Below are 19,768 nucleotides of genomic sequence, written 5' to 3' on the forward strand. Positions count from 1 at the left end.
ACCTTTGATCAATAGGATCCGCCGATGATCACAAGACAACGGCTGGCGGCGGGCGTCTGCGCCCTGCTCGCCGCCCTGACCGCGGGGATCGCGTTCCCGGCCGGAGCGGTCGCCGACGAAACCACGGCGGCCGCGCCCAAGGTCGAACTCCTGCTGGACGTCAGCGGTTCGATGCGCGCCCGGGACATCGACGGCGAGTCGCGGATGTCCGCGGCGAAGCAGGCGTTCAACGAGGTGCTCGACGCGACGCCGGAGGAGGTGCAGCTCGGCATCCGCACGCTCGGGGCCAACTACCCCGGGGACGACCGCAAGACGGGCTGCAAGGACACGGCCCAGCTGTACCCGGTGGGGACACTGGACCGCACCGAGGCCAAGACCGCCGTGGCGACCCTCAACCCGACCGGCTGGACCCCGATAGGCCCCGCCCTCCTGAAGGCGGCCGACGACCTTCAGGGCGGTGAGGGCACCCGGCGGATCGTGCTGATCAGCGACGGCGAGGACACCTGCCAGCCTCTCGACCCCTGCGAGGTGGCGCGGGAGATCGCCGCCAAGGGCATCGACCTCACCATCGACACCCTCGGCCTGGTCCCGAACGTCAAGATGCGCAAGCAGCTCAGCTGTATCGCCGAGGCGACCGGCGGCACCTACACCTCGGTCGAGCACAAAGAGCAACTCAGCGACCGGGTCAACCAGTTGGTCGACCGGGCCGCCGATCCGGTGGTGAAGCCGGTGGCCGTCGAGGGTGCCTCCGTGTGCACCGGCGCCCCCGTCGTCAAGTCGGGCCTCTACACCGACCGTGAGGAGTTCACGCAGCAGCGCTGGTACCGCGTGGAGCTCGAACCCGGCAAGGAGCTGCGCGCCTCGGTGAGCATCGCCGCCGACCGGCAGGTCAACCCTGACCACGGGGTGCTGCTGCGGGCGGTCACCCTGCACGGCCGGGAGATCGTGCGCGGCGAGGCGGCCGGACACGGCCGCACCGACGTGGTGTCGACCGGTCTGCGCTACCCGAAGGCCGAGAGCGACGACGAGGACGCGCCCGCCGAGGTCGTGTGTCTCCAGGTCTCCAACTCCTTCTCCGCGGCGGCGGGCGTGAAGACCACGCCCGGACTGCCGCTGGAACTGACCGTCGACGTCGTCGACGGTCCCGACCAGGCCGCGGACGTGGCCTCGTTCGGCCTCGGACGCGGCTGGTGGCTGCTCGGCGCCCTGGTGATCGCCGGCTTCCTCGCCGGTGTCCTGTGGGGCTGGATCTCCCGCTGGCGGTTCGCGGTCTGGAGGACCAACTGATGCGTTTCAGACGTGTGTTGAACACGGCCGTACTTCTGCTGGGGGTCGCCGCGGCGCCCGCCCTGCTCGGTGCCGCCGCCTCCCCCGCCGCCGCGGAGGCCTCCCCGTCGGCGAGCCCGTCCGGTGACGACGCCACGCCCACCGAGGCCGGTACGTCGTTCCGTACGGCGACCGAGATCGAGCAGGGCGCCCAGGCGACCGCCAACGGCTCCACGGGTGACTACCTGTACTGGCAGTTCCCCGCGGACGCCGGACAGCGGCCCACCGTGAAGGCGACGGTGAAACTGCCCGAGGCCTCCAGGCCCTCCGCCTCGCAGACCTGGCAGATCGACGTGTACGACGGTCTGCGGCGACGCCAGGCCTGCCAGTACGGGGCGCAGACCCGGACCGCGGTGGCGGACGCCGCCTCGGTGGAGCTGGCCTGCACCCTGCGCACCGTCCGCGCCTGGTCGGAGCCGTGGGCCGACGACCCGTTGCCGGGCACGTACTACATCCGGCTCACCGCCGTCGGGCTCGGCGCGGGTGACCTCGGGCAGCCGGTGAGCGCCGAGGTGCGGGTGGACTCCAAGGACATCGGCGGTTCGGCCGCGGTGGACGGTTCGCTCGCCAAGCCGCTCGTCCCGGGCGTCGCGACGACGTCCGAGAAGGCGGACTCCGACGAGGAGTCCGGTTCGGCCTCGGCCGCGCTGTCCTCGCTCGAACCGGACGACGGCTGGACGTCCGGCTGGTGGTCCGACCGCTGGGTGTGGACGGGGATCGCCGGTGTCCTCGCGGCCCTCGCGGGGATCGGCGGCCATGCGCTGACGCGCGGCCGGGGCCGCCCGCGCCGGGTGCCGCCGGGCGCCTGACCGGAACGCTCCGCCCACGGCCCGCCGCACCCCCGTCCCGGGGATGCGGCGGGCCTTTCCGTAGCCCGCGCCCGTCCGGCCGACCCGGCCCGGGATCACCCCGCGAGAAGGCCGACGGTGCTCACGCGGCGCGCAGTTCCTTGGCCAGGGACCCCTCGCCCGTCACCTCGACCCGGCCCTCCCGCAGCAGGTCGGCCAGCGTGGCCTCGCCGCGGCTCACCGCCTCGCACGTCCGCGCGTCCAGGGTCAGCCGGGCGTCCGGCTCCCCGGGCGCCTCGCCGTCGCCGTAGGGCGGCGCGTCCTCGTCGCCGAGGCGCACATGGAACCGCCCCTCGTCCAGGCGGACTTCGAGCAGGCCCTCCCCCACCTCCAGCGCCCGCAGCCCTCTCAGCAGCGGCAGCGCGAACCAGTGCGCCCGTACGGCGTCGGTGGGGCGCCGCTCGTCGAGCGCGGGCGCGCCCCACTCCCCGAGGGCCTGGAGGACCGGCAGCAACTCCTCGCCACGTCCGGTCAGTTCGTAGACGTAGGCCGCGCCCGGCGGGGGCAGACGGCGGCGGGTGGTCAGGCCGTCGCGCTCCATGTCCTTGAGCCGGGAGGCCAGGACGTCGGTGCTGACGCCCGGCAGATCGGCGTGCAGGTCGGTGTAGCGGCGCGGGCCGCCGAGCAGTTCGCGGACGATCAGGAGGGTCCACCGGTCCCCGACGGCGTCGAGGGCACGGGCGGCGGAACAGTACTGGTCGTAGCTTCGGCGCGGTGACATGCGACGCAGTCTAGCTATCTTGTTGGACTTTCCAAGCTCCCACTTGGTAAAACCAAGCAACACCACAACCGGAGGGCGCAGCGCATGGAGTTCCGGCAGTCGAGCAAGCTCAGCGAGGTCTGTTACGAGATCCGCGGTCCGGTCATCGAGCAGGCCGACGCACTGGAGGCGGCGGGCCACAGCGTGCTGCGCCTGAACACCGGCAACCCGGCACTCTTCGGATTCGAGGCGCCGGAGGAGATCCTCCAGGACATGATCCGGATGCTGCCGCAGGCGCACGGCTACACCGACTCCCGAGGCGTCCTGTCCGCCCGCCGCGCGGTCGCCCAGCGCTACCAGGAGCGGGGCCTCGCCGTCGACGTGGACGACGTCTTCCTCGGCAACGGCGTGTCCGAGCTGGTCTCCATGGCGGTCCAGGCCCTCGTCGAGGACGGCGACGAAGTCCTCGTCCCCGCACCCGACTTCCCGCTCTGGACGGCCGTCACCACCCTCGCCGGCGGCAAGGCGGTGCACTACCTCTGCGACGAACAGGCCGACTGGTACCCGGACCTGGACGACATGGCGTCGAAGATCACCGACCGGACCCGCGCGGTCGTCATCATCAACCCCAACAACCCGACGGGCGCGGTCTATCCGAAGGAGATCGTCGAGGGCATCCTCGACCTCGCCCGGCGGCACGGCCTGATGGTGTTCGCGGACGAGATCTACGACCAGATCCTGTACGACGACGAGGTGCACCACTCGGCCGCCGCCCTCGCCCCCGACCTGGTCGTCCTCACCTTCTGCGGTCTGTCGAAGACCTACCGCGTCGCCGGTTTCCGGTCCGGCTGGCTGGTCGTCACCGGCCCCAAGCAGCACGCCCGCAGCTATCTGGAGGGGCTGACGATGCTGGCCTCCATGCGGCTGTGCGCCAACGCCCCGGCGCAGTACGCCATCCAGGCCGCGCTCGGCGGCCGGCAGTCGATCCACGAACTGACCGGGCCCGGCGGACGGCTGCGCGAGCAGCGCGACCGCGCGTGGGAGAAGCTCAACGAGATCCCGGGCGTCTCGTGCGTCAAGCCCAAGGGCGCCCTGTACGCGTTCCCGCGCATCGACCCGGCGGTGCACCCGATCCACGACGACGAGAGGTTCGTCCTCGACCTGTTGCTGCGCGAGAAGATCCAGGTCGTCCAGGGCACCGGCTTCAACTGGCCGCGCCCCGACCACTTCCGCATCCTCACCCTCCCGCACGCCGACGACCTGGACGCGGCGATCAGCAGGATCGGACGGTTCCTCAGCGGGTACCGGCAGTAGAGCCGGCCCGGCGGCCCCGGTAGGGCCGACCGGAGGAGCCGGTGCTGCGTTCCCGCCCGGTCGGTGTCACCGTACGGGGGACAGCATCTGACGCAGGGACGGAAAGGGTGCGGCGATGGGTGACCTGCTCCTCGTACGGCACGGCGAGACCGAGTGGTCGTTGTCCGGACGGCACACGGGGTCGACCGATGTCCCACTGACCGACAACGGCCGGGAGCAGGCGCGGCGGCTCGCGCCGCTGATCGCCCGGCACCACATCGCGGCGGCGTTCGTGAGCCCGATGCGGCGGGCCCGGGAGACGGCCCAGCTGGCCGGGATCGGCGGTGCCCGTGTGGACGCCGACCTCTCCGAGTGGGACTACGGCGGGTACGAGGGGATCACGACCGTCGAGATCCACCGCGAGCGGCCCGACTGGTTCCTGTTCACGGACGGTGTCGCGGCCGGCCCGGCGGAGCATCCCGGGGAGAGCCCCGAGGAGGTCGGTGCGCGCGCCGAGCGGATGCTGGCCAGGATCGACGCGTCGCTCGCCGAGTCGGAGGGCAGCGTGGTCGTCGTCTCGCACGGTCACTTCCTGCGGGTGCTGACCGCGCGGCGCCTCGGGTTGGACGCGCAGTCCGGCGCACTGTTCCAGCTCGGCACCGGGACGATGAGCCGGCTGAGCACCGAGCACCGGCGGCATGTGGTGGCCGGCTGGAATGTCAGACCCGACGCGTACTGTTCCCATGGTCCGCTCACCCCCGCCGGGGAGCTGCCCGAGCAGCAGTGACCTGCGGCGGAGGCGGAGCGCCGTGGCACCACCGGGTGGAGGGAGCGCGCCGTGACACGACCGCCGACCGCCGCGCAGCTGCGCCTGATCGAGGCCGCCGATCCCGTGACCGGGCGGCTGAGGGGAACCGAGACGCAGCTCGCCGCGCTGGTGAAGCGGGGGCTCGCGTTCCGCCATCCGCGTCCCCCGCGCGACCACTTCCTCACGCCGGCCGGGCACCGGGTGCGCGAGGCGCCGCGGGACTCCGTGCCCTCGCCCTCCGCGCCGGCGGGGGTCGCGGAGCCGCCCGTGGGGGCGCCCTCCGGGGTCTTCTCCGCTCGGATCGGCGGTGAAGAAGGGGCCGAGGCGGGACCGGCCCGGCTGCGGGAGGTGCACAGCGCCTGGCAGGGCCTGCTGGAGCTGCGCCGCATGACCCGCGCGGACGGCGCCACCGACCGCCCGTGCGCCTGGGAGCGTACGCATCTGGTGCAGGCCGCCGCGCTCGCCCTGGAGGCGGCCGGCCACCGTCCGGCCGTGGCGGAGGGCGGCGGGTACCGGGTGCGGGCGACCCCCCAGCCGGAGGCGGTCGCCGTCCACGAGCCGGACTCCGCGGCGCTGCGCGCCTGTGCGGCCACCCTGGAGGGAGCCGGCTGGCAGACGGGCGAACACACCGAGCCGCGCACCGGCGCCCGCTACGTCCTGGCCTCGCCCCGCAGGGCCTGACGTGCCGCGACCCGGCGGGGCCGCGTCGCGCAGCCGGACGGGTGTGATGTACAAGGGAGTTGGCGCTTTCCGGAGCTGCGGCCCCGCTCCGCCGTGCGAGGGTCTCGGCACCGGCCGCGCGGCCCGGCGGCCGACACCGGCAGCGCGGCCGCCGGGCCGTCGCATCACCGTCGTCGAAGGGAACGTCGTGGCAGAACCGTTTTCCGTACCCGTGACCGTGCGCGGGTACGAGACCGATGTGCAGGGCCATCTCAACCAGGCCGTGTACCTCCAGTACGCCGAACACGCCCGCTGGTCGGTGCTCCAGGCGGCCGGGATCAGCCAGGCGGTCCTGGCGGCCGCCGGGGTCGGCCCGGTCGCCCTGGAGACGACCATCCGCTACCGGCGGGAGCTGCGGGCCGGCGACGAGGTCGAGGTGACGTGCGTCTTCCTGTGGGGCGAGGGCAAGAGCTTCCGCATCGAGCAGACCATCCACAAGACGGACGGCACGGTCGCGGCGGAGATCACGGCCGTCGGCGGGCTGATGGACCTCGCGGAGCGCCGGCTGGTCTCCGGCCCGCGCGACGCCTTCAAGGCACTCGCCACCGACCCGGGCCCGCTGGGCCTGTAGGCGGTCGAAGAGCCCTCGGGGCCCCGCCGCGCGGAAGCGCACCCGCCTCCCGGGGTCCGTCGCCCGCACGGGCCGGGTCCGGACGGCAGGCGCCCTACGTGTCCAGCAGCTCCGGCCGGTGCTCGGCGTCGTAGGCCGCGCGGGACTCGGCGATGGTGACGCGGTGCCGCTCGGCCCAGTCGGTCAGGGAGAGCAGCGTCGCATGCAACTCGCGCGCCACCGGGGTGAGTTCGTACTCGACCTTCGGTGGCACCGTCGGGTGGACGGTGCGCGTGACGAGTCCGTCGCGCTCCAGGTGACGCAGGGTGAGGGTCAGCATGCGCCGGCTGATCCCCTCGATGCTGCGCTCCAGTGCGGTGAAGCGGATCGGTCCGTGCGCCGCGGCCACGATGATCAGCACGCTCCATTTTCCGGCGACCCTGTCAAGAACCTCGCGGACCGGGCACGCCTGCGCGAGCACTGCCTGGGACGTAACACCGGTGTTCCCCTGGGACATCCGGGTGCCTCCTTATGCCGCCTCCCATGGTCACTCACGATGTACCCCGTTACAAGTCGTGCACCAAGGGAGAGCGTCCACGGACCGGTCACCGTCCGTGGAGAACACGGAGGTCGTCATGTCGTCCCGGACCGGGCCCGCGAGCCCCCCGACACCACGAACGTACTCGCCCGGGGCCTCGCTCGTGGTGCTCTGCGCGGGAACGCTGATGACCGTCCTGGACGGGAACATCGTCACCGTCGCCATGCCCGCGATCCAGGAGGACCTGGGCTTCTCGGCCGCCGGACTGGCCTGGGTCGTGAACGCCTACCTGATCCCGTTCGGCGGGCTGCTGCTGCTCGCCGGGCGACTCGGCGACCTGGTGGGCCGCCGGCGGATGTTCACCGCCGGGCTCGCCGTGTTCACCGCGGCGTCCGTCCTGTGCGGGGTCGCGACCGGCCCCGCCGTGCTGATCGCGGCCCGCGCCCTCCAAGGGGGCGGCGGGGCGATGACCTCGGCGGTCGTCCTCGGCATGCTGGTGTCACTCTTCCCCGGCCACCGTGAACAGGGGCGCGCCATCGCGGTGTTCAGCGCGGTCGGCGCGGCGGGCGGAGCGCTCGGCACGTTTCTCGGCGGCGCGCTGACGCAGGCGCTCGGCTGGCACTGGATCTTCCTGATCAACCTGCCGATCGGTGTGCTGGCCTGGGTCGCCGCGCTGCGGATCCTCGCACCGGACCGGCCGGAACAGGGGGACGGTGTCGGACGGGGCGCCGACCACCCCGGCGCGGCCCTCGTCACGGGCGCGCTGATGCTGACGGTGTACACGATCGTGGGCGCCGGCGACCGCGGCCTCGGCGGCACGCTCGCCCTCGGCTCCCTCGCGCTCGCCCTCTTCGCCGGCTTCACCCTCCGCCAGGCCCGGGCCGCCCGACCCCTGCTGCGCCTGCGGCTGTTCCGCTCCCGGACCCTGACGAGCGCCAACGCGGTGCAGATCCTGATGATCGCCGGAATGTACGGTTTCCAGTACATCGGCGCGCTGTATCTCCAACGGGTGCTTGGTTACAGCGAGTTGCTGACCGGCGCGGCGTTCCTTCCGGCGCCGGTCGCGATCGGTGTGCTGATGCTGACCCTGTCGGCGCGCACGGTCGCCCGCTTCGGGCCGTACCGGGTCCTGCTCGCCGGACTCACTCTGATCACGGCGGGTCTCGCCCTGCTCGGCCGGGCGCCGGTCGACGGGTCCTACGCCGTCGACGTACTGCCGGCCCTCCTCCTGCTCTCGGCGGGGTTCGCGGCGGCGATGCCCGCCGTGACGGGGCTCGCGATGTCGGGCGCCCGCCCGGAGGACGCGGGGCTCGCCTCGGGGCTCTTCAACACCACCCAGGTGGTGGGTGGTTCGCTCGGGCTGGCCGTCCTGACGACGCTGGCGGCGAGCCGCACCGAGAAACTGACCGATGCGGGCGAGCACGTCGTGGCGGCGACGGCGGACGGGTACCGGCTGGCCTTCGGTGTCGCCGCCGTGATCGCGGCCACCGCGCTGACCTCGGCCGCCGTGCTGCTGCGTCCCCGCCGGAAGGCCTCAACTCCCGCCGCGGAAGCGGAATCCGGGACGCGTGAGGTCCGCGAGGCGTTCAACTAGGCCTCGCCGAACGGGTGTACGGCATTCCGAATCTCTGGTAGGAAACCTTCCTAACAATACGCGGCACCATCACTCCCCTACCGGAGGCACCGTGAACACCCCCCACATAGGCACGTCGCGTCGCGCCCTGCTCGGTCTGCTCGGCGCGTCGCTCGTGGCCGTCCCCCTCCTCACCACCCAGAGCGCGACCGCCGCGCCCGTCGGCCTGGACGACCCGGCGAAGAAGGAGATCGCCATGAAGCTGGTCTCCAGCGCGGAGAACTCCTCGCTGGACTGGAAGGCGCAGTACAAGTACATCGAGGACATCGGCGACGGCCGCGGCTACACCGCCGGAATCATCGGCTTCTGCTCCGGAACCCACGACATGCTCGACCTCGTCGAGCTGTACACCCAGCGCAAGCCCGGCAACGTCCTGGCCAAGTACCTGCCCGCGCTGCGCGAGGTCGACGGCAGCGACTCCCACGAGGGACTGGACCCCGGCTTCCCGGCCGACTGGCGCAAGGCCGCCCAGGACACCGCGTTCCAGCAGGCCCAGAACGACGAGCGCGACCGGGTCTACTTCAACCCCGCCGTGAAGCAGGGCAAGACCGACGGCATCGGCGCGCTCGGCCAGTTCACGTACTACGACGCCATCGTCATGCACGGCGACGGCGGCGACAGCACCAGCTTCAGCAGCATCCGCAAGCGCGCGCTCGCGAAGGCCAAGCCCCCGGCCCAGGGCGGCGACGAGGTGACGTGGCTGAACGCCTTCCTCGACGCGCGGGTATGGGCCATGAAGCAGGAGGAGGCCCACTCCGACACCAGCCGGGTGGACACCGAGCAGCGGGTCTTCGTCCGCAACAAGAACCTGAACCTGAACACGCCGCTGGACTGGAAGGTCTACGGCGACAGCTACCACATCGGCTGATCCGGCCGGGGAACGGCGGAGGGCGCGGCACGTTCTCGTGCCGCGCCCTCCGTGTGCCGCCGCCCTTCGGTCAGTGGGCGGGTACCGCCTTGAGGTCCTCGCCCGCCTCCATGGGGTGGGTGACCTCGCCGGCGTCCTCACGGCCCCTGCCGAGGTGGTTGAAGACCAGGTTGAGGACCACGGCCGCGACGCAGCCCGTCGAGATGCCGGAGTCGAGGACGATCCGCGCGGTCTCCGGGAACGCGTGGTAGAACCCGGGCGCCGTGATCGGGATGATGCCGACCGCGAGGGAGACGGCCACGATCAGCACGTTGTTGTCCTTCTCCAGGCCGGCCCTGACCAGGGTCTGGATGCCGCTGGCCGCCACCGAGCCGAAGAGGACGACCCCCGCGCCGCCGAGCACCGGACGCGGCACCACGGCTATCAGGGACGCCGCCATCGGGCACAGCCCCATGAGCACCAGGAAGCCGCCTCCGGTGGCGACGACGTACCGGCTGCGGATCCGGGTCATCGCCACCAGGCCGATGTTCTGCGCGAAGGCGCTGCACATGAAGCCGTTGAAGAGCGGGCTCAGCGCGGAGCCGAGGGTGTCCGCGCGCAGTCCGGCCGCGATGGTCTTCTCGTCGGCCGGCCGCTCGACTATCTCGCCGAGCGCCAGCATGTCCGCGGTCGACTCGGTCATCGAGACGACCATCACCACGCACAGCGAGAGGATCGCGGCGAGGTGGAACTGCGGGGCACCGAAGTGGAACGGCGTCGGGAAGCCGACGACGTCCGCGTCGGCCACCGGGCCGAAGTCCGTGACGCCGAACGGGATCGCGACGAGCGTGCCCACGATCAGGCCGAGCAGGACCGCGATCTGTTTGACGAAGCCGCGGGTGAAGCGGCGCAGCAGCAGGACGATGACGAGGGTCACCGCCGCGAGGCCGAGGTAGGTCTGCGAACCGTAGTCGTGGGCGGCGGGATCGGGCCCCTGGGCCCAGCCGAAGGCGACCGGCAGCAGGGAGACGCCGATGAGCGTGATGACGCTGCCGGTGACGACGGGCGGGAAGAAGCGGACGGCCTTGCTGAAGAAGGGGGCCGCCAGGAAGCCGAGGACACCGGCGACGATGACCGCGCCGTAGATGATCGGCAGGGCGTCGCTCTTGTCCTTGGCGGCGGCGACGACCGCGGTCATCGGGGCGACGCCGGCGAACGTGACGCCGTTGACGAACGGCAGCCGGGCTCCGATCTTCCAGAAGCCGAGCGTCTGGAGGAACGTGGCGAGGCCCGCGGTGAACAGGCAGGCGCCGGTGAGGAAGGTGAGTTCGGTGGCGGAGAGACCGACGGCGGCGCCCACGATCAGGGGCGGCGCGACGACTCCGGCGTACATGGCGGCCACGTGCTGCAGGCCGCTCGTCGCCATCTTCAGGGCGGGCAGTTTCTCGTCAACCGGGTGCTTCGACTGGCCAGTTGCTCCAGTTGCTCCAGTTGGTCGTGCATCGGTGCTGGGCTCGGGCTGGGCGGCCACGGCGGCTCCTCCGGTCGGGTACACGTCGCCGTCGACGTGGGTGTCAGGGAGGTGATGCGCGGTCGTGCGGGACCGGGACGATGACCGTCGCGCGGACGCGGTGTCCACGCGGCGGAGACCGTTCCGGGGCGCGCACGTCCATGCACGCCCCGGATACGGCCGCCATGGACCCCGCTCGGGTCCACGGCTACCGGCCGAGGGCCGTCCCCCTCGGCCGGAGATCTGGTGGTCAGGCCTGCGCGGCGATCCGCGCGAGGCGCTGCGCCTCCGCCCGCGTGGAGCGGGCGATGGCGTCCTCGTCGACGTTGAGGAGCCGGCTGTCCTCGACGACCGGCTTTCCGTTGACGAGCGAGAGGGAGACGGGCGCTGCCGCGCCGAAGACGAGCGCCGTCACCGGGTCGGCGATCGACGCGTGCGCCAGGGTGTCCAGATTCCACAGCACGAGGTCGGCGAGCTTGCCCGCCTCCAGGGAGCCGATCTGGCTCGCGCGGCCGAGGACCTGGGCGCCGCCGAAAGTGCCGAGGCGCAACGCCTGACGGGCGTTCAGGGCGGCCTCGCGGTGGGCGCCGAGACGGTTGATGAGCAGCGCGTTGCGCAGCTCGGTGTGGAGTTCGCCGGACTCGTTCGAGGCGGTGCCGTCGACGCCGAGGCCGACCGGGACGCCGGCGGCGAGCATGTCGGGAACCCGGGCGATACCGGCGGCGAGCCGGGCGTTGGAGGACGGGCAGTGGGCGACGCCCGTCTTCGTACGGGCGAAGGCGGCGATGTCGGAGTCGTTCATGTGGACGCAGTGCGCCATCCACACGTCCTCGCCGAGCCAGCCGGTCGACTCGAAGTAGTCGGTCGGGCCCATCCCGAACAGTTCCTTGCAGAACTGCTCCTCCTCGACGGTCTCCGAGCCGTGCGTGTGGAGCCGGACGCCCTTGCGGCGGGCCAGCTCGGCACCCTGCTTCATGAGTTCGGTGGAGACGGAGAAGGGGGAGCAGGGCGCGACGGCGACCTGGGTCATGGCGTCGAAGGAGGCGTCGTGGTGCTCGTCGACCGTCGCCTCGGTGGCGGCGAGCGCCCCGTCGAGGGTCTCGACGGCGAAGTCCGGCGGCAGTCCGCCGTCCTTCTCGCTGCGGTCCATGGAGCCGCGGGCGAGGGTGAAGCGGACGCCGGTCTCGCGGGCGGCCCGGATGATGGCGCCGGACAGGTCGCCGGAGCCCTTCGGGAAGACGTAGTGGTGGTCCATGGCCGTGGTGACTCCGCCGCGGGCCATCATGGCGAGGGAGCCCTGAGCGGCCGAGTAGGCCATCTGCTCGTCGATGCGCGCCCAGGTCGGGTACAGCGCGACGAGCCAGTTGAAGAGGTTGTGGTCCGTGGCGAGGCCGCGGGTGATCCACTGGTAGAAGTGGTGGTGGGTGTTGACCAGGCCGGGGGTGGCCAGGTGCCCGGTGCCGTCGATGCGGCGGACCACGTTCTCCAGGTTCTCGGGGGCCTTTCCGGCACCCACCGACTCGATCCTGTTGTCGGCGACGACGATGTGACCCGAGGCGTACTCGGTGTCACCCGCGTCCACGGTCGCGATGGCGCAGTTCTCGATGACGATGCGCTGGACTGCCACGACGGTTCCTCGTTCTTCCCATTGGTGGACGGACCCGGGGGCCGAGCGGGGTGACGACCGGGTCCGTGGTGCTGTTGTTGCGCAGATGCCCCCGCTCTCCCCTGGGACTTGACGCCGGCGCACGCGTCGGGGCTGTAGCGGCAGTACCGCGGGGGGCGGTCCGTGCGGACCGCCCGTGCAGTACTACAGGTTGGTGAGGTCCACCGGGATGTGCGGCTCGCAGCCGTCGCGCAGGATGGTGGCCTCGATCAGCCCGTACGGACGGTCGGCCGCGAAGTAGACCTCGTTGTCGTTCTCGAGGCCGAACGGCTTCAGGTCCACCAGGAAGTGGTGCTTGTTCGGCAGGGAGAAGCGGACCTCGTCGATCTCGCTGCGGTTGTTGATGATCCGCGAGCCCATCTGGTACAGGGTCTGCTGGAGCGAGAGCGAGTAGGTCTCCGCGAAGGCCTGGAGCATGTGCTTCCTGACCTGGTCGTAGGACTTCTCCCAGTTGGGCATCTTCTGGTCGTCGCCGGTCCAGTTGAAGCGCCAGCGGCTGGAGACCTGGGTGGCCAGGATGCGGTCGTAGGCCTCCTGGAGCGTCGTGTACTTGTCCTTGACGTAGCCCCAGAACTCGGAGTTGGTCGAGTTCATCACGACGAGGTCCTTCAGGCCCGAGATGACCTCCCAGTTCTCACCGTCGAAGGTGATCTGGGTGACCCGGGTCTCCTGGCCCTTGCGGACGAAGGAGTGCTTGACCTCGTCGGCGCCGATGAAGCGGGAGTTGGCGTCCGAGGTCGCGATCCGCTCCCACGAGTACTCCTCGATGCGGATGCGCGCCTGCTTGATCGGCTCCTGGCTGGTCACGAAGTGCCGCGCCAGGTGGATGCCGAACTGCTCGGCGGACTCGATGCCGTACTCCTTGGCGAAGGCGTACACCGTGTTCTTGGTGGTGTCCGTCGGCAGGACGTTCGCGTTGGAGCCCGAGAGGTGGACCTCCGACATGTCGCCGCTGAGCGCGACGGACACGTTCAGGTCCTTGATGTGGTGCGTGTCGCCGTCGCGGGTGATCTTGACGACGCGGTTCTCGGCCTTGCCGTACTGGTTCTGTCCCAGAATCGTGGGCATGTCTGCTAGCTCCCTCGGTAAACGGAGTAGCCGAACGGGTTGAGCAGCAGCGGTACGTGGTAGTGCTCGCCCGGCCTGACGGCGAAGGTGATGGCCACCTCGGGGAAGAACGTCTCGCTGTCCCGATTCGCGGGGGCGTCCTGCTGCGCATCGGCTTGCTGTGTCGCTGAATCCGACTCGAAGTACGCCTCGACCGCGAAGTCGAGCCGTACGTGGGTCGTGCCCTCCGGCAGGGCCGGAAGGTCCTTGCACCGGCCGTCCGCGTCGGTGGCGGAACCGCCGAGCGCCCGCCAGTCGGCCTCGCGCCCGGCGCGGGCGGCGAGTTGGACGGCGACGCCCCCGGCGGGGCGGCCGACGCTGGTGTCCAGGATGTGGGTGGACACGGAGGCGGTGGTGTCGGTGCTCATGCCTCTTCTTCCTGTACGAGATTGCGGAGCCGGATGCGGTTGATCTTCCCCAGTTCGACGCGGACGATCTCGCGCTCCTGCTCGGAGGAGTTGCCGATCCGCTCCTTGACCGCGTCGCGCATCTGCTCGCCGGTCCGGCCGGTGGCGCAGATCAGGAAGACGTGGCCGAACTTCTCCTGGTAGGCCAGGTTCAGTTCGAGCATCTCCTCCTTGAGTTCCTCGGAGGCGCCGGCCATGCCGCGCTGCTCCCGGGAGGAGGTGGGGTCACCGGGCTTCGGCCGCCCGATGGGCGGGTGCCCGGCCATCGCCTCGGCCAGGTCCGCGTCGGTCAGCTCGGCCATGGCGGCGTCGCTCGCGGTGTACAGGTCGTCGGCGGTGGCGTACGGGCGGGCGGCGAGGAGCCGCTCGGCCCACGCCCGGGAGGCGCATGCCTCGTGGAGCGCGGCGAGGGCCGCGTGCTCCGCCAGTGCGTTGAACCGGGCGAGGCCGCCAGGTGTCGTACTCGACGTCACGGGAAGCCTCCGTGGCCTTGTGCTGGACGGGCTGCGGATAGCTAACGCTCTCGGAAACACCACGTCAACACTTTGTTGAAAACTTCGGGTAACAAAAACCGCCGCCCGGACGGTCCGGACGGCGGTGACCGACGGCGGGCCGAAGTCCGCCGCCATCAAGGGCGTTGTCGCTGGTCAGGCGCCTTTCTCGCGGTTCAGATAGTTGTAGACGGTGAAGCGGCTGACGCCGAGGGCACCGGCCACGGTCTCCACGCCGTGCCGCACGGAGAAGGCGCCGCGCGCCTCCAGGATGCGGACGACCTCCTGCTTGGCCCTGCGGTCGAGGTCCGCGAGCGGCTTGCCCTGCTTGCGCTCCAGGGCGGCGAGGATGTGGTCGAGCGAGTCGGCGAGCTGGGGCAGGCGCACGGCGACGACGTCGGCACCCTCCCAGGACAGCACGACGTCGTCGGCGCCGGCCTGCTCGGGCGGCAGCATCTCGCCCCCCATCGCGTCGACCAGCGGCTTGACCGCCGCGACGAAGGAGTCGTCCCCGATTCCGGTCACTTATCGCCCTCCCCGACGGCACCCACGACGTTGACCTGGAGGGAGACCCGGGTGGCGCCCGCCCCCAGGGTTCTGCGCAGCAGCGCGTCGACCGCGGTCAGCACGGAGTCCGCGCCGCCTTCCGCGGTGTTGCCGAACGGGCCGACATCCACGGCCTCCAGGTCGGCCGCCTCGATGACCTCCCGGGCGACCAGCGCGTGCCGGGGCGCCTCGTCGAGATCGAAGGGCTCGGTCGTGAACTCCACTCTCAATCGCACGGGCTCAACCTACTGCGCGACGCCGCCGCCCCGGCAGTCCCCTCCGGACGGAGGCGGCTTTCCGGTGGCACCCCCTTGACAAGCTCCGACACACGACGGCAATCTTCCATTAAGCAGAAACGAACTTCCGCAATACGGAATCCACGGAATCCGCGCATGCGGAGTCGCTGCCGAAACAGCCGGCCCGGCCGACAGCACGGCCGCCAGTACGGAAGGGAGCGCCGACCCCCATGGGATTCGCAGACCAGCGCTTCAACGTCAACCTGTCGATCCTCTTCACGGAACTCCCGCTCCTGGAGCGCCCCGCGGCCGCCGCCGCGGCGGGCTTCACCGCGGTCGAGCTGTGGTGGCCCTGGGTCGACTCCCCCACCCCCGAGCGGTCCGAGCTCGACGCCCTGAAGAAGGCGATCGAGGACGCGGGCGTCCGGCTCACGGGGCTGAACTTCTACGCCGGGCAGCTGCCGGGACCGGACCGGGGCGCCCTGTCGCTCCCCGGCGAGGAGTCGGAGCGCTTCCGCGCCAACATCGACGTGGCCGCCGACTTCGCCCGCTCGCTCGGCTGCACGGCGCTCAACGCGCTGTACGGCAACCGCGTCGACGGCGTGGACCCGGCCGAACAGGACGCGCTGGCCCTGGAGAACCTGGTTCTCGCGGCCCGCGCCGCGGACCGGATCGGCGCCGTCCTGCTGATCGAGACGCTCAACCAGCCGGAGTCGCCGCGCTACCCGCTGGTGAGCGCCCCGGCCGGCATCGCCGTCGTCGACCGGGTGAACGAGGCGACCGGCCTCGGCAACGCCAGGTTCCTCATGGACCTCTACCACCTGTCCATGAACGGCGAGGACCTGCAGCAGGTGATCGCCGCGTACGCCGACCGGACCGGTCACGTGCAGATCGCCGACAACCCCGGCCGCGGTGCCCCGGGCACCGGCACGCTCCCGCTGGAGGAGCTCCTCGACCAGCTCGCCAAGGCCGGTTACGAGGGCTTCGTCGGCCTGGAGTACAAGCCGGGCGACCGGCCGAGCGCGGAGGCCTTCGACTGGCTGCCCGCCGCCGCCCGAGCCGCCCGCTGAGCGGCACCCCGAAGACGTAGCAGAGATTCCAGAGAGGCACCCTCATGAGCAACACGAATCTGCCCAAGGTCGCGTGGATCGGTCTCGGCATCATGGGCTCGCCCATGGCGGAGAACCTGATCAAGGCCGGGTACGACGTCACCGGCTTCACGCTGGAGAAGGACAAGCTGGAGCGCCTGTCCGCCGCGGGCGGCAGCGCCGCGGGATCGATCGCCGAGGCCGTCCGGGACGCCGACGTCGTGATCACGATGGTGCCCGCCTCCCCGCAGGTCGAGGCCATCGCGTACGGCCCCGACGGCATTCTGGAGAACGCGCGGTCCGGCGCGCTGCTGATCGACATGTCCTCGATCACCCCGCAGACCTCGGTGGACCTCGCGAAGGCGGCGAAGGACAAGGGCATCCGCGTCCTGGACGCCCCGGTGTCCGGCGGTGAGGCCGGCGCGATCGAGGCCGTCCTGTCCATCATGGTCGGCGGCGAGCAGGGCGACTTCGACACGGCGGAGCCGATCTTCGAGGCACTCGGCAAGACCATCGTGCTGTGCGGTCCGCACGGCTCGGGCCAGACCGTGAAGGCCGCCAACCAGCTGATCGTCGCCGTGAACATCCAGGCGTGCGCCGAGGCCGTGGTCTTCCTGGAGAAGTCCGGCGTCGACCTGAAGGCCGCGCTCGACGTCCTCGGCGGCGGCCTCGCGGGCTCCACCGTGCTGGCGCGCAAGAAGGACAACTTCCTGAACCGCGACTTCAAGCCGGGCTTCCGGATCGACCTGCACCACAAGGACATGGGCATCGTCACGGACGCCGCCCGCAACGTCGGTGCCGCGCTGCCCGTCGGTGCCGTGGTCGCCCAGCTCGTCGCCAGCCTGCGCGCGCAGGGCGACGGCGGCCTGGACCACTCCGCGCTGCTGCGCACGGTCGAGAGCCTCTCCGGCGCGCAGCTCTGAACCAGGCGAAGAGCCGGCCCGGTACCGCCCGGGCCCCTCGAACCTCCGGGCCGCGGTGGCGCTGACACCTGTCCTGTCGCGCCCAGGCGCCACCGCGGCCCGGATCCTCTTCAACAAACTGTTGACGTCTCGTTCGCCCCGAACCTAGGCTCCACGAAGCGGAAGTGGTCCACATAGCGGAAGAAGGTTTCCGCTGACCCCGCTGCCCACACGTACGGAAGGTCCACGATGTCGAAGCGCGTGCTCACGACCGAGTCCGGCGCCCCAGTCGCCGACAACCAGAACTCCGCCACCGCCGGCGTCGGTGGCCCGCTCCTCCTCCAGGACCAGCACCTCCTGGAGAAGCTCGCCCGCTTCAACCGTGAGCGCATCCCGGAGCGCGTGGTGCACGCCCGCGGCTCCGGCGCGTACGGCTACTTCGAGGTCACCGACGACGTCACCGGCTACACGCACGCCGACTTCCTGGACACCGTGGGCAAGCGCACCGAGGTCTTCCTCCGCTTCTCGACCGTCGCCGACAACCTCGGCGGCGCCGACGCGGTCCGCGACCCCCGCGGCTTCGCGCTGAAGTTCTACACCGAGGAGGGCAACTACGACCTCGTCGGCAACAACACCCCGGTCTTCTTCATCAAGGACCCCATCAAGTTCCCCGACTTCATCCACTCCCAGAAGCGCGACCCGTTCACGGGCAAGCAGGAGCCGGACAACGTCTGGGACTTCTGGGCGCACGCCCCCGAGGCCACGCACCAGGTGACCTGGCTGATGGGCGACCGCGGCATCCCGGCCTCGTACCGCCACATGAACGGCTACGGCTCGCACACCTACCAGTGGACGAACGCCGAGGGCGAGGCCTTCTTCGTCAAGTACCACTTCAAGACGAACCAGGGTGTCCGCAGCCTCTCCAGCGAGCAGGGGCAGGAGCTCGCGGGCAAGGACCCGAACTCCCACCAGACGGACCTGCTCCAGGCCATCGAGCGGGGCGTGAACCCGTCCTGGACGCTGCACGTGCAGCTCATGCCGGCCGCCGAGGCGGCGGACTACCGCTTCAACCCGTTCGACCTCACCAAGGTGTGGCCGCACAAGGACTACCCGCTCCAGCGCGTGGGCCGGCTGGTCCTGGACCGCAACCCCGACAACGTCTTCGCCGAGGTCGAGCAGGCCGCGTTCTCCCCGAACAACTTCGTCCCGGGCATCGGCCCCTCCCCCGACAAGATGCTCCAGGGCCGGCTGTTCGCCTACGCGGACGCGCACCGCTACCGCCTGGGCGTCAACCACACCCAGCTCGCCGTGAACGCGCCGAAGGCCACGACCGCGCACAACTACGGCCGTGACGGTCTCATGGCGTCCAACGCCCAGGGCCGCGCCGCGAGGAACTACGAGCCGAACTCCTACGACGGCCCCGTCGAGACCGGCCGCCCGCTGGCCGCACCGCTCGCCGTGAACGGCCACACGGGCACCCACGAGGCCCCGCTGCACACCAAGGACGACCACTTCTTCCAGGCGGGCGAGCTCTACCGGCTGATGTCGGCCGACGAGCGCTCCCGGCTGGTGGCGAACATCGCCGGCGGCCTCGCCCAGGTCTCCCTGGACGACGTCATCGAGAAGAACCTCGCCCACTTCCACGCCGCCGACCCGGAGTACGGCAAGCGCGTGGAGGAGGCGGTCCGCGCCCTGCGCGAGGACTGAACCACCAGCTCGCGCACCGCCTCTGACGGGAGGTCAGGGCGGTGCGCGTAGCCCGCGGAAACCATGCGGCCCGGATGAGGGGTGGCCGCAGGACCATCCGCGGGCGAGGCCAGGACCGCGGCGGCATACGAGCCAGTGCGGTGGTCAAGGTCCCGCGACCCCCTTCTCGACCTGAGGGAAGGGGCGTCACGGTTCCGTCGCATCCGCCGCGGTCCCAGCCCCACCCGTACCAACCGGCCCGTACGGGCCCCCTGCTCCGTCCGGCGGCGCGAATGTCCTGTCGCGCCCAGCCTCGCGCCGTCGGACGGCAACAACTCCACAGCTCACCGGCCGGGCGCCGGGTACGGACGGTCCCGTACCCGGCGCCCGGCCGTTCGCGTCGAGGGCCCGGCGGACCCGGTCCGCACCGCGACCTCCGGGTGCGGAATGCGGCCGGGCACAGCAGCCTGGGAGCATGGAGGCTGACGGCATGGACTTTCCCCGGACGGTGGTGCACCCGCCCGGCCTGGACGGATCACGGCGGGTCACCGCGGGCGACCGGTTGCTCGGCATCGCGTACCACCTGGACGACGTGGTCGAGATCCTGCGCCAGGCGGACGTCGACCTCGACGCGATCGAGGTCGAGAAGACCGACATCATCGAGTGGCTGGGCGGCGGTCCGGACGACTGGCCCGGACTGTCCGAGTACCCGGAGGACGGAGTCCCCGGACGGTGAGTCCCGCCGATCGCGGGAGCGCCCGGCGTGGCGGGCGGGAGGTACCGGAAGCACCCGGGCACCGAAACGGGCGGCAAACGGACCCCGGACGTACACCAGCGGGCGTAGCGGGCCTACGGAACCCTCAAAT

The 19,768-nt window shown here is 71.3% G+C and carries 21 protein-coding genes; 12 read left to right on the forward strand and 9 right to left on the reverse strand.

The features are described from left to right. The first annotated feature begins 24 nt into the window (after positions 1–24). Positions 25–1,287 carry a VWA domain-containing protein gene (locus tag AB0C62_RS18970; RefSeq protein WP_362974541.1) on the forward strand — a complete coding sequence of 421 codons (1,263 nt, stop codon included), beginning with the start codon at positions 25–27 and terminating at the stop codon, positions 1,285–1,287. Then, positions 1,287–2,135, forward strand: a complete 849-nt coding sequence (locus AB0C62_RS18975; RefSeq protein WP_362974543.1) for a hypothetical protein — start codon at positions 1,287–1,289, stop codon at positions 2,133–2,135. The genes AB0C62_RS18970 and AB0C62_RS18975 overlap by 1 nt, the downstream gene beginning before the upstream one ends. 121 nt (positions 2,136–2,256) lie before the next feature. Here AB0C62_RS18975 and AB0C62_RS18980 read toward each other — a convergent pair whose 3' ends face one another. Beyond that, positions 2,257–2,895: a winged helix-turn-helix transcriptional regulator gene (locus AB0C62_RS18980; RefSeq protein ID WP_362974545.1), complete on the reverse strand. Its 639-nt coding sequence runs from the start codon at positions 2,893–2,895 to the stop codon at positions 2,257–2,259. An 84-nt stretch (positions 2,896–2,979) separates the two neighbouring features. On the opposite strand from AB0C62_RS18980, the gene AB0C62_RS18985 reads away from it, so the two are divergent. The 4 genes from AB0C62_RS18985 (at position 2,980) to AB0C62_RS19000 (ending at position 6,266) form a co-directional block, all read left to right on the forward strand. After that, positions 2,980–4,188, forward strand: a complete 1,209-nt coding sequence (locus AB0C62_RS18985) for a pyridoxal phosphate-dependent aminotransferase (RefSeq protein WP_362974547.1) — start codon at positions 2,980–2,982, stop codon at positions 4,186–4,188. A 115-nt stretch (positions 4,189–4,303) separates the two neighbouring features. Further along, positions 4,304–4,954 carry a histidine phosphatase family protein gene (locus AB0C62_RS18990; protein ID WP_362974549.1) on the forward strand — a complete coding sequence of 217 codons (651 nt, stop codon included), beginning with the start codon at positions 4,304–4,306 and terminating at the stop codon, positions 4,952–4,954. 51 nt (positions 4,955–5,005) lie between these two features. Further along, complete coding sequence (locus AB0C62_RS18995) at positions 5,006–5,656, forward strand: hypothetical protein (protein WP_362974551.1); 651 nt, start codon at positions 5,006–5,008, stop codon at positions 5,654–5,656. 187 nt (positions 5,657–5,843) lie between these two features. Then, entirely contained in the window at positions 5,844–6,266 is a 423-nt protein-coding gene (locus AB0C62_RS19000; protein ID WP_362974553.1) for an acyl-CoA thioesterase, read from the forward strand. 94 nt (positions 6,267–6,360) lie between these two features. Here AB0C62_RS19000 and AB0C62_RS19005 read toward each other — a convergent pair whose 3' ends face one another. Beyond that, positions 6,361–6,762 carry a helix-turn-helix domain-containing protein gene (locus AB0C62_RS19005; RefSeq protein ID WP_164370307.1) on the reverse strand — a complete coding sequence of 134 codons (402 nt, stop codon included), beginning with the start codon at positions 6,760–6,762 and terminating at the stop codon, positions 6,361–6,363. 118 nt (positions 6,763–6,880) lie between these two features. Between AB0C62_RS19005 and AB0C62_RS19010 the strand changes: the two genes are divergently transcribed. Beyond that, a complete protein-coding gene (locus AB0C62_RS19010) occupies positions 6,881–8,377 on the forward strand; it encodes an MFS transporter (RefSeq protein WP_362974555.1) in 1,497 nt (498 codons plus the stop codon). Positions 8,378–8,468: 91 nt separating this feature from the next. Then, positions 8,469–9,284: a chitosanase gene (locus tag AB0C62_RS19015; RefSeq protein WP_362974557.1), complete on the forward strand. Its 816-nt coding sequence runs from the start codon at positions 8,469–8,471 to the stop codon at positions 9,282–9,284. Positions 9,285–9,354: 70 nt separating this feature from the next. Here AB0C62_RS19015 and AB0C62_RS19020 read toward each other — a convergent pair whose 3' ends face one another. The 7 genes from AB0C62_RS19020 to AB0C62_RS19050 all read right to left on the reverse strand — a co-directional run bounded on the left by AB0C62_RS19020 (position 9,355) and on the right by AB0C62_RS19050 (position 15,226). Continuing rightward, the gene (locus AB0C62_RS19020; protein ID WP_266620300.1) at positions 9,355–10,704 is read right to left on the reverse strand and encodes a nucleobase:cation symporter-2 family protein; all 1,350 of its coding nucleotides are present in this window, start codon (positions 10,702–10,704) and stop codon (positions 9,355–9,357) included. Between the two features lie 319 nt (positions 10,705–11,023). Next, positions 11,024–12,400, reverse strand: a complete 1,377-nt coding sequence (locus AB0C62_RS19025) for an 8-oxoguanine deaminase (RefSeq protein ID WP_164370303.1) — start codon at positions 12,398–12,400, stop codon at positions 11,024–11,026. Between the two features lie 183 nt (positions 12,401–12,583). Continuing rightward, positions 12,584–13,507: a factor-independent urate hydroxylase gene (pucL, locus tag AB0C62_RS19030; protein ID WP_362974559.1), complete on the reverse strand. Its 924-nt coding sequence runs from the start codon at positions 13,505–13,507 to the stop codon at positions 12,584–12,586. Positions 13,508–13,512: 5 nt separating this feature from the next. Continuing rightward, positions 13,513–13,914: a hydroxyisourate hydrolase gene (uraH, locus tag AB0C62_RS19035; RefSeq protein ID WP_362974561.1), complete on the reverse strand. Its 402-nt coding sequence runs from the start codon at positions 13,912–13,914 to the stop codon at positions 13,513–13,515. Continuing rightward, on the reverse strand, positions 13,911–14,426 hold the full coding sequence (uraD, locus tag AB0C62_RS19040; protein ID WP_362974563.1) for a 2-oxo-4-hydroxy-4-carboxy-5-ureidoimidazoline decarboxylase: 516 nt from the start codon (positions 14,424–14,426) through the stop codon (positions 13,911–13,913). Before uraD ends, uraH begins: the two co-directional genes overlap by 4 nt. A 174-nt stretch (positions 14,427–14,600) precedes the next feature. Beyond that, the gene (locus AB0C62_RS19045; RefSeq protein WP_362974565.1) at positions 14,601–14,969 is read right to left on the reverse strand and encodes a helix-turn-helix domain-containing protein; all 369 of its coding nucleotides are present in this window, start codon (positions 14,967–14,969) and stop codon (positions 14,601–14,603) included. Then, a complete protein-coding gene (locus AB0C62_RS19050; protein WP_362974567.1) occupies positions 14,966–15,226 on the reverse strand; it encodes a hypothetical protein in 261 nt (86 codons plus the stop codon). Before AB0C62_RS19050 ends, AB0C62_RS19045 begins: the two co-directional genes overlap by 4 nt. A gap of 230 nt (positions 15,227–15,456) precedes the next feature. Between AB0C62_RS19050 and AB0C62_RS19055 the strand changes: the two genes are divergently transcribed. The 4 genes from AB0C62_RS19055 (at position 15,457) to AB0C62_RS19070 (ending at position 19,638) form a co-directional block, all read left to right on the forward strand. Then, positions 15,457–16,296: a TIM barrel protein gene (locus tag AB0C62_RS19055; RefSeq protein ID WP_362974569.1), complete on the forward strand. Its 840-nt coding sequence runs from the start codon at positions 15,457–15,459 to the stop codon at positions 16,294–16,296. 44 nt (positions 16,297–16,340) lie between these two features. Further along, positions 16,341–17,237, forward strand: coding sequence for a 2-hydroxy-3-oxopropionate reductase (locus tag AB0C62_RS19060; RefSeq protein ID WP_362974571.1), 897 nt, complete (start codon positions 16,341–16,343; stop codon positions 17,235–17,237). A gap of 228 nt (positions 17,238–17,465) precedes the next feature. Further along, positions 17,466–18,923 carry a catalase gene (locus AB0C62_RS19065; RefSeq protein WP_362974573.1) on the forward strand — a complete coding sequence of 486 codons (1,458 nt, stop codon included), beginning with the start codon at positions 17,466–17,468 and terminating at the stop codon, positions 18,921–18,923. 454 nt (positions 18,924–19,377) lie between these two features. After that, on the forward strand, positions 19,378–19,638 hold the full coding sequence (locus tag AB0C62_RS19070) for a hypothetical protein (RefSeq protein WP_362974575.1): 261 nt from the start codon (positions 19,378–19,380) through the stop codon (positions 19,636–19,638). Positions 19,639–19,768: the final 130 nt, after the last annotated feature.

Origin of the sequence: Streptomyces sp. NPDC048643, assembly GCF_040650615.1 — a bacterium.
Lineage (GTDB): Bacteria > Actinomycetota > Actinomycetes > Streptomycetales > Streptomycetaceae > Streptomyces.

What these genes read in the sequence shown, in the direction of transcription:
- AB0C62_RS18970 (WP_362974541.1), top strand. Translation starts at nt 25, where the DNA reads ATGATCACAAGACAACGGCTGGCGGCGGGCGTCTGCGCCCTGCTCGCC.
- AB0C62_RS18975 (WP_362974543.1), top strand. Translation starts at nt 1,287, where the DNA reads ATGCGTTTCAGACGTGTGTTGAACACGGCCGTACTTCTGCTGGGGGTC.
- AB0C62_RS18980 (WP_362974545.1), bottom strand. Translation starts at nt 2,895, where the DNA reads ATGTCACCGCGCCGAAGCTACGACCAGTACTGTTCCGCCGCCCGTGCC.
- AB0C62_RS18985 (WP_362974547.1), top strand. Translation starts at nt 2,980, where the DNA reads ATGGAGTTCCGGCAGTCGAGCAAGCTCAGCGAGGTCTGTTACGAGATC.
- AB0C62_RS18990 (WP_362974549.1), top strand. Translation starts at nt 4,304, where the DNA reads ATGGGTGACCTGCTCCTCGTACGGCACGGCGAGACCGAGTGGTCGTTG.
- AB0C62_RS19005 (WP_164370307.1), bottom strand. Translation starts at nt 6,762, where the DNA reads ATGTCCCAGGGGAACACCGGTGTTACGTCCCAGGCAGTGCTCGCGCAG.
- AB0C62_RS19010 (WP_362974555.1), top strand. Translation starts at nt 6,881, where the DNA reads ATGTCGTCCCGGACCGGGCCCGCGAGCCCCCCGACACCACGAACGTAC.
- pucL (WP_362974559.1), bottom strand. Translation starts at nt 13,507, where the DNA reads ATGCCCACGATTCTGGGACAGAACCAGTACGGCAAGGCCGAGAACCGC.
- uraH (WP_362974561.1), bottom strand. Translation starts at nt 13,914, where the DNA reads ATGAGCACCGACACCACCGCCTCCGTGTCCACCCACATCCTGGACACC.
- AB0C62_RS19055 (WP_362974569.1), top strand. Translation starts at nt 15,457, where the DNA reads ATGGGATTCGCAGACCAGCGCTTCAACGTCAACCTGTCGATCCTCTTC.
- AB0C62_RS19060 (WP_362974571.1), top strand. Translation starts at nt 16,341, where the DNA reads ATGAGCAACACGAATCTGCCCAAGGTCGCGTGGATCGGTCTCGGCATC.
- AB0C62_RS19065 (WP_362974573.1), top strand. Translation starts at nt 17,466, where the DNA reads ATGTCGAAGCGCGTGCTCACGACCGAGTCCGGCGCCCCAGTCGCCGAC.
- AB0C62_RS19070 (WP_362974575.1), top strand. Translation starts at nt 19,378, where the DNA reads ATGGAGGCTGACGGCATGGACTTTCCCCGGACGGTGGTGCACCCGCCC.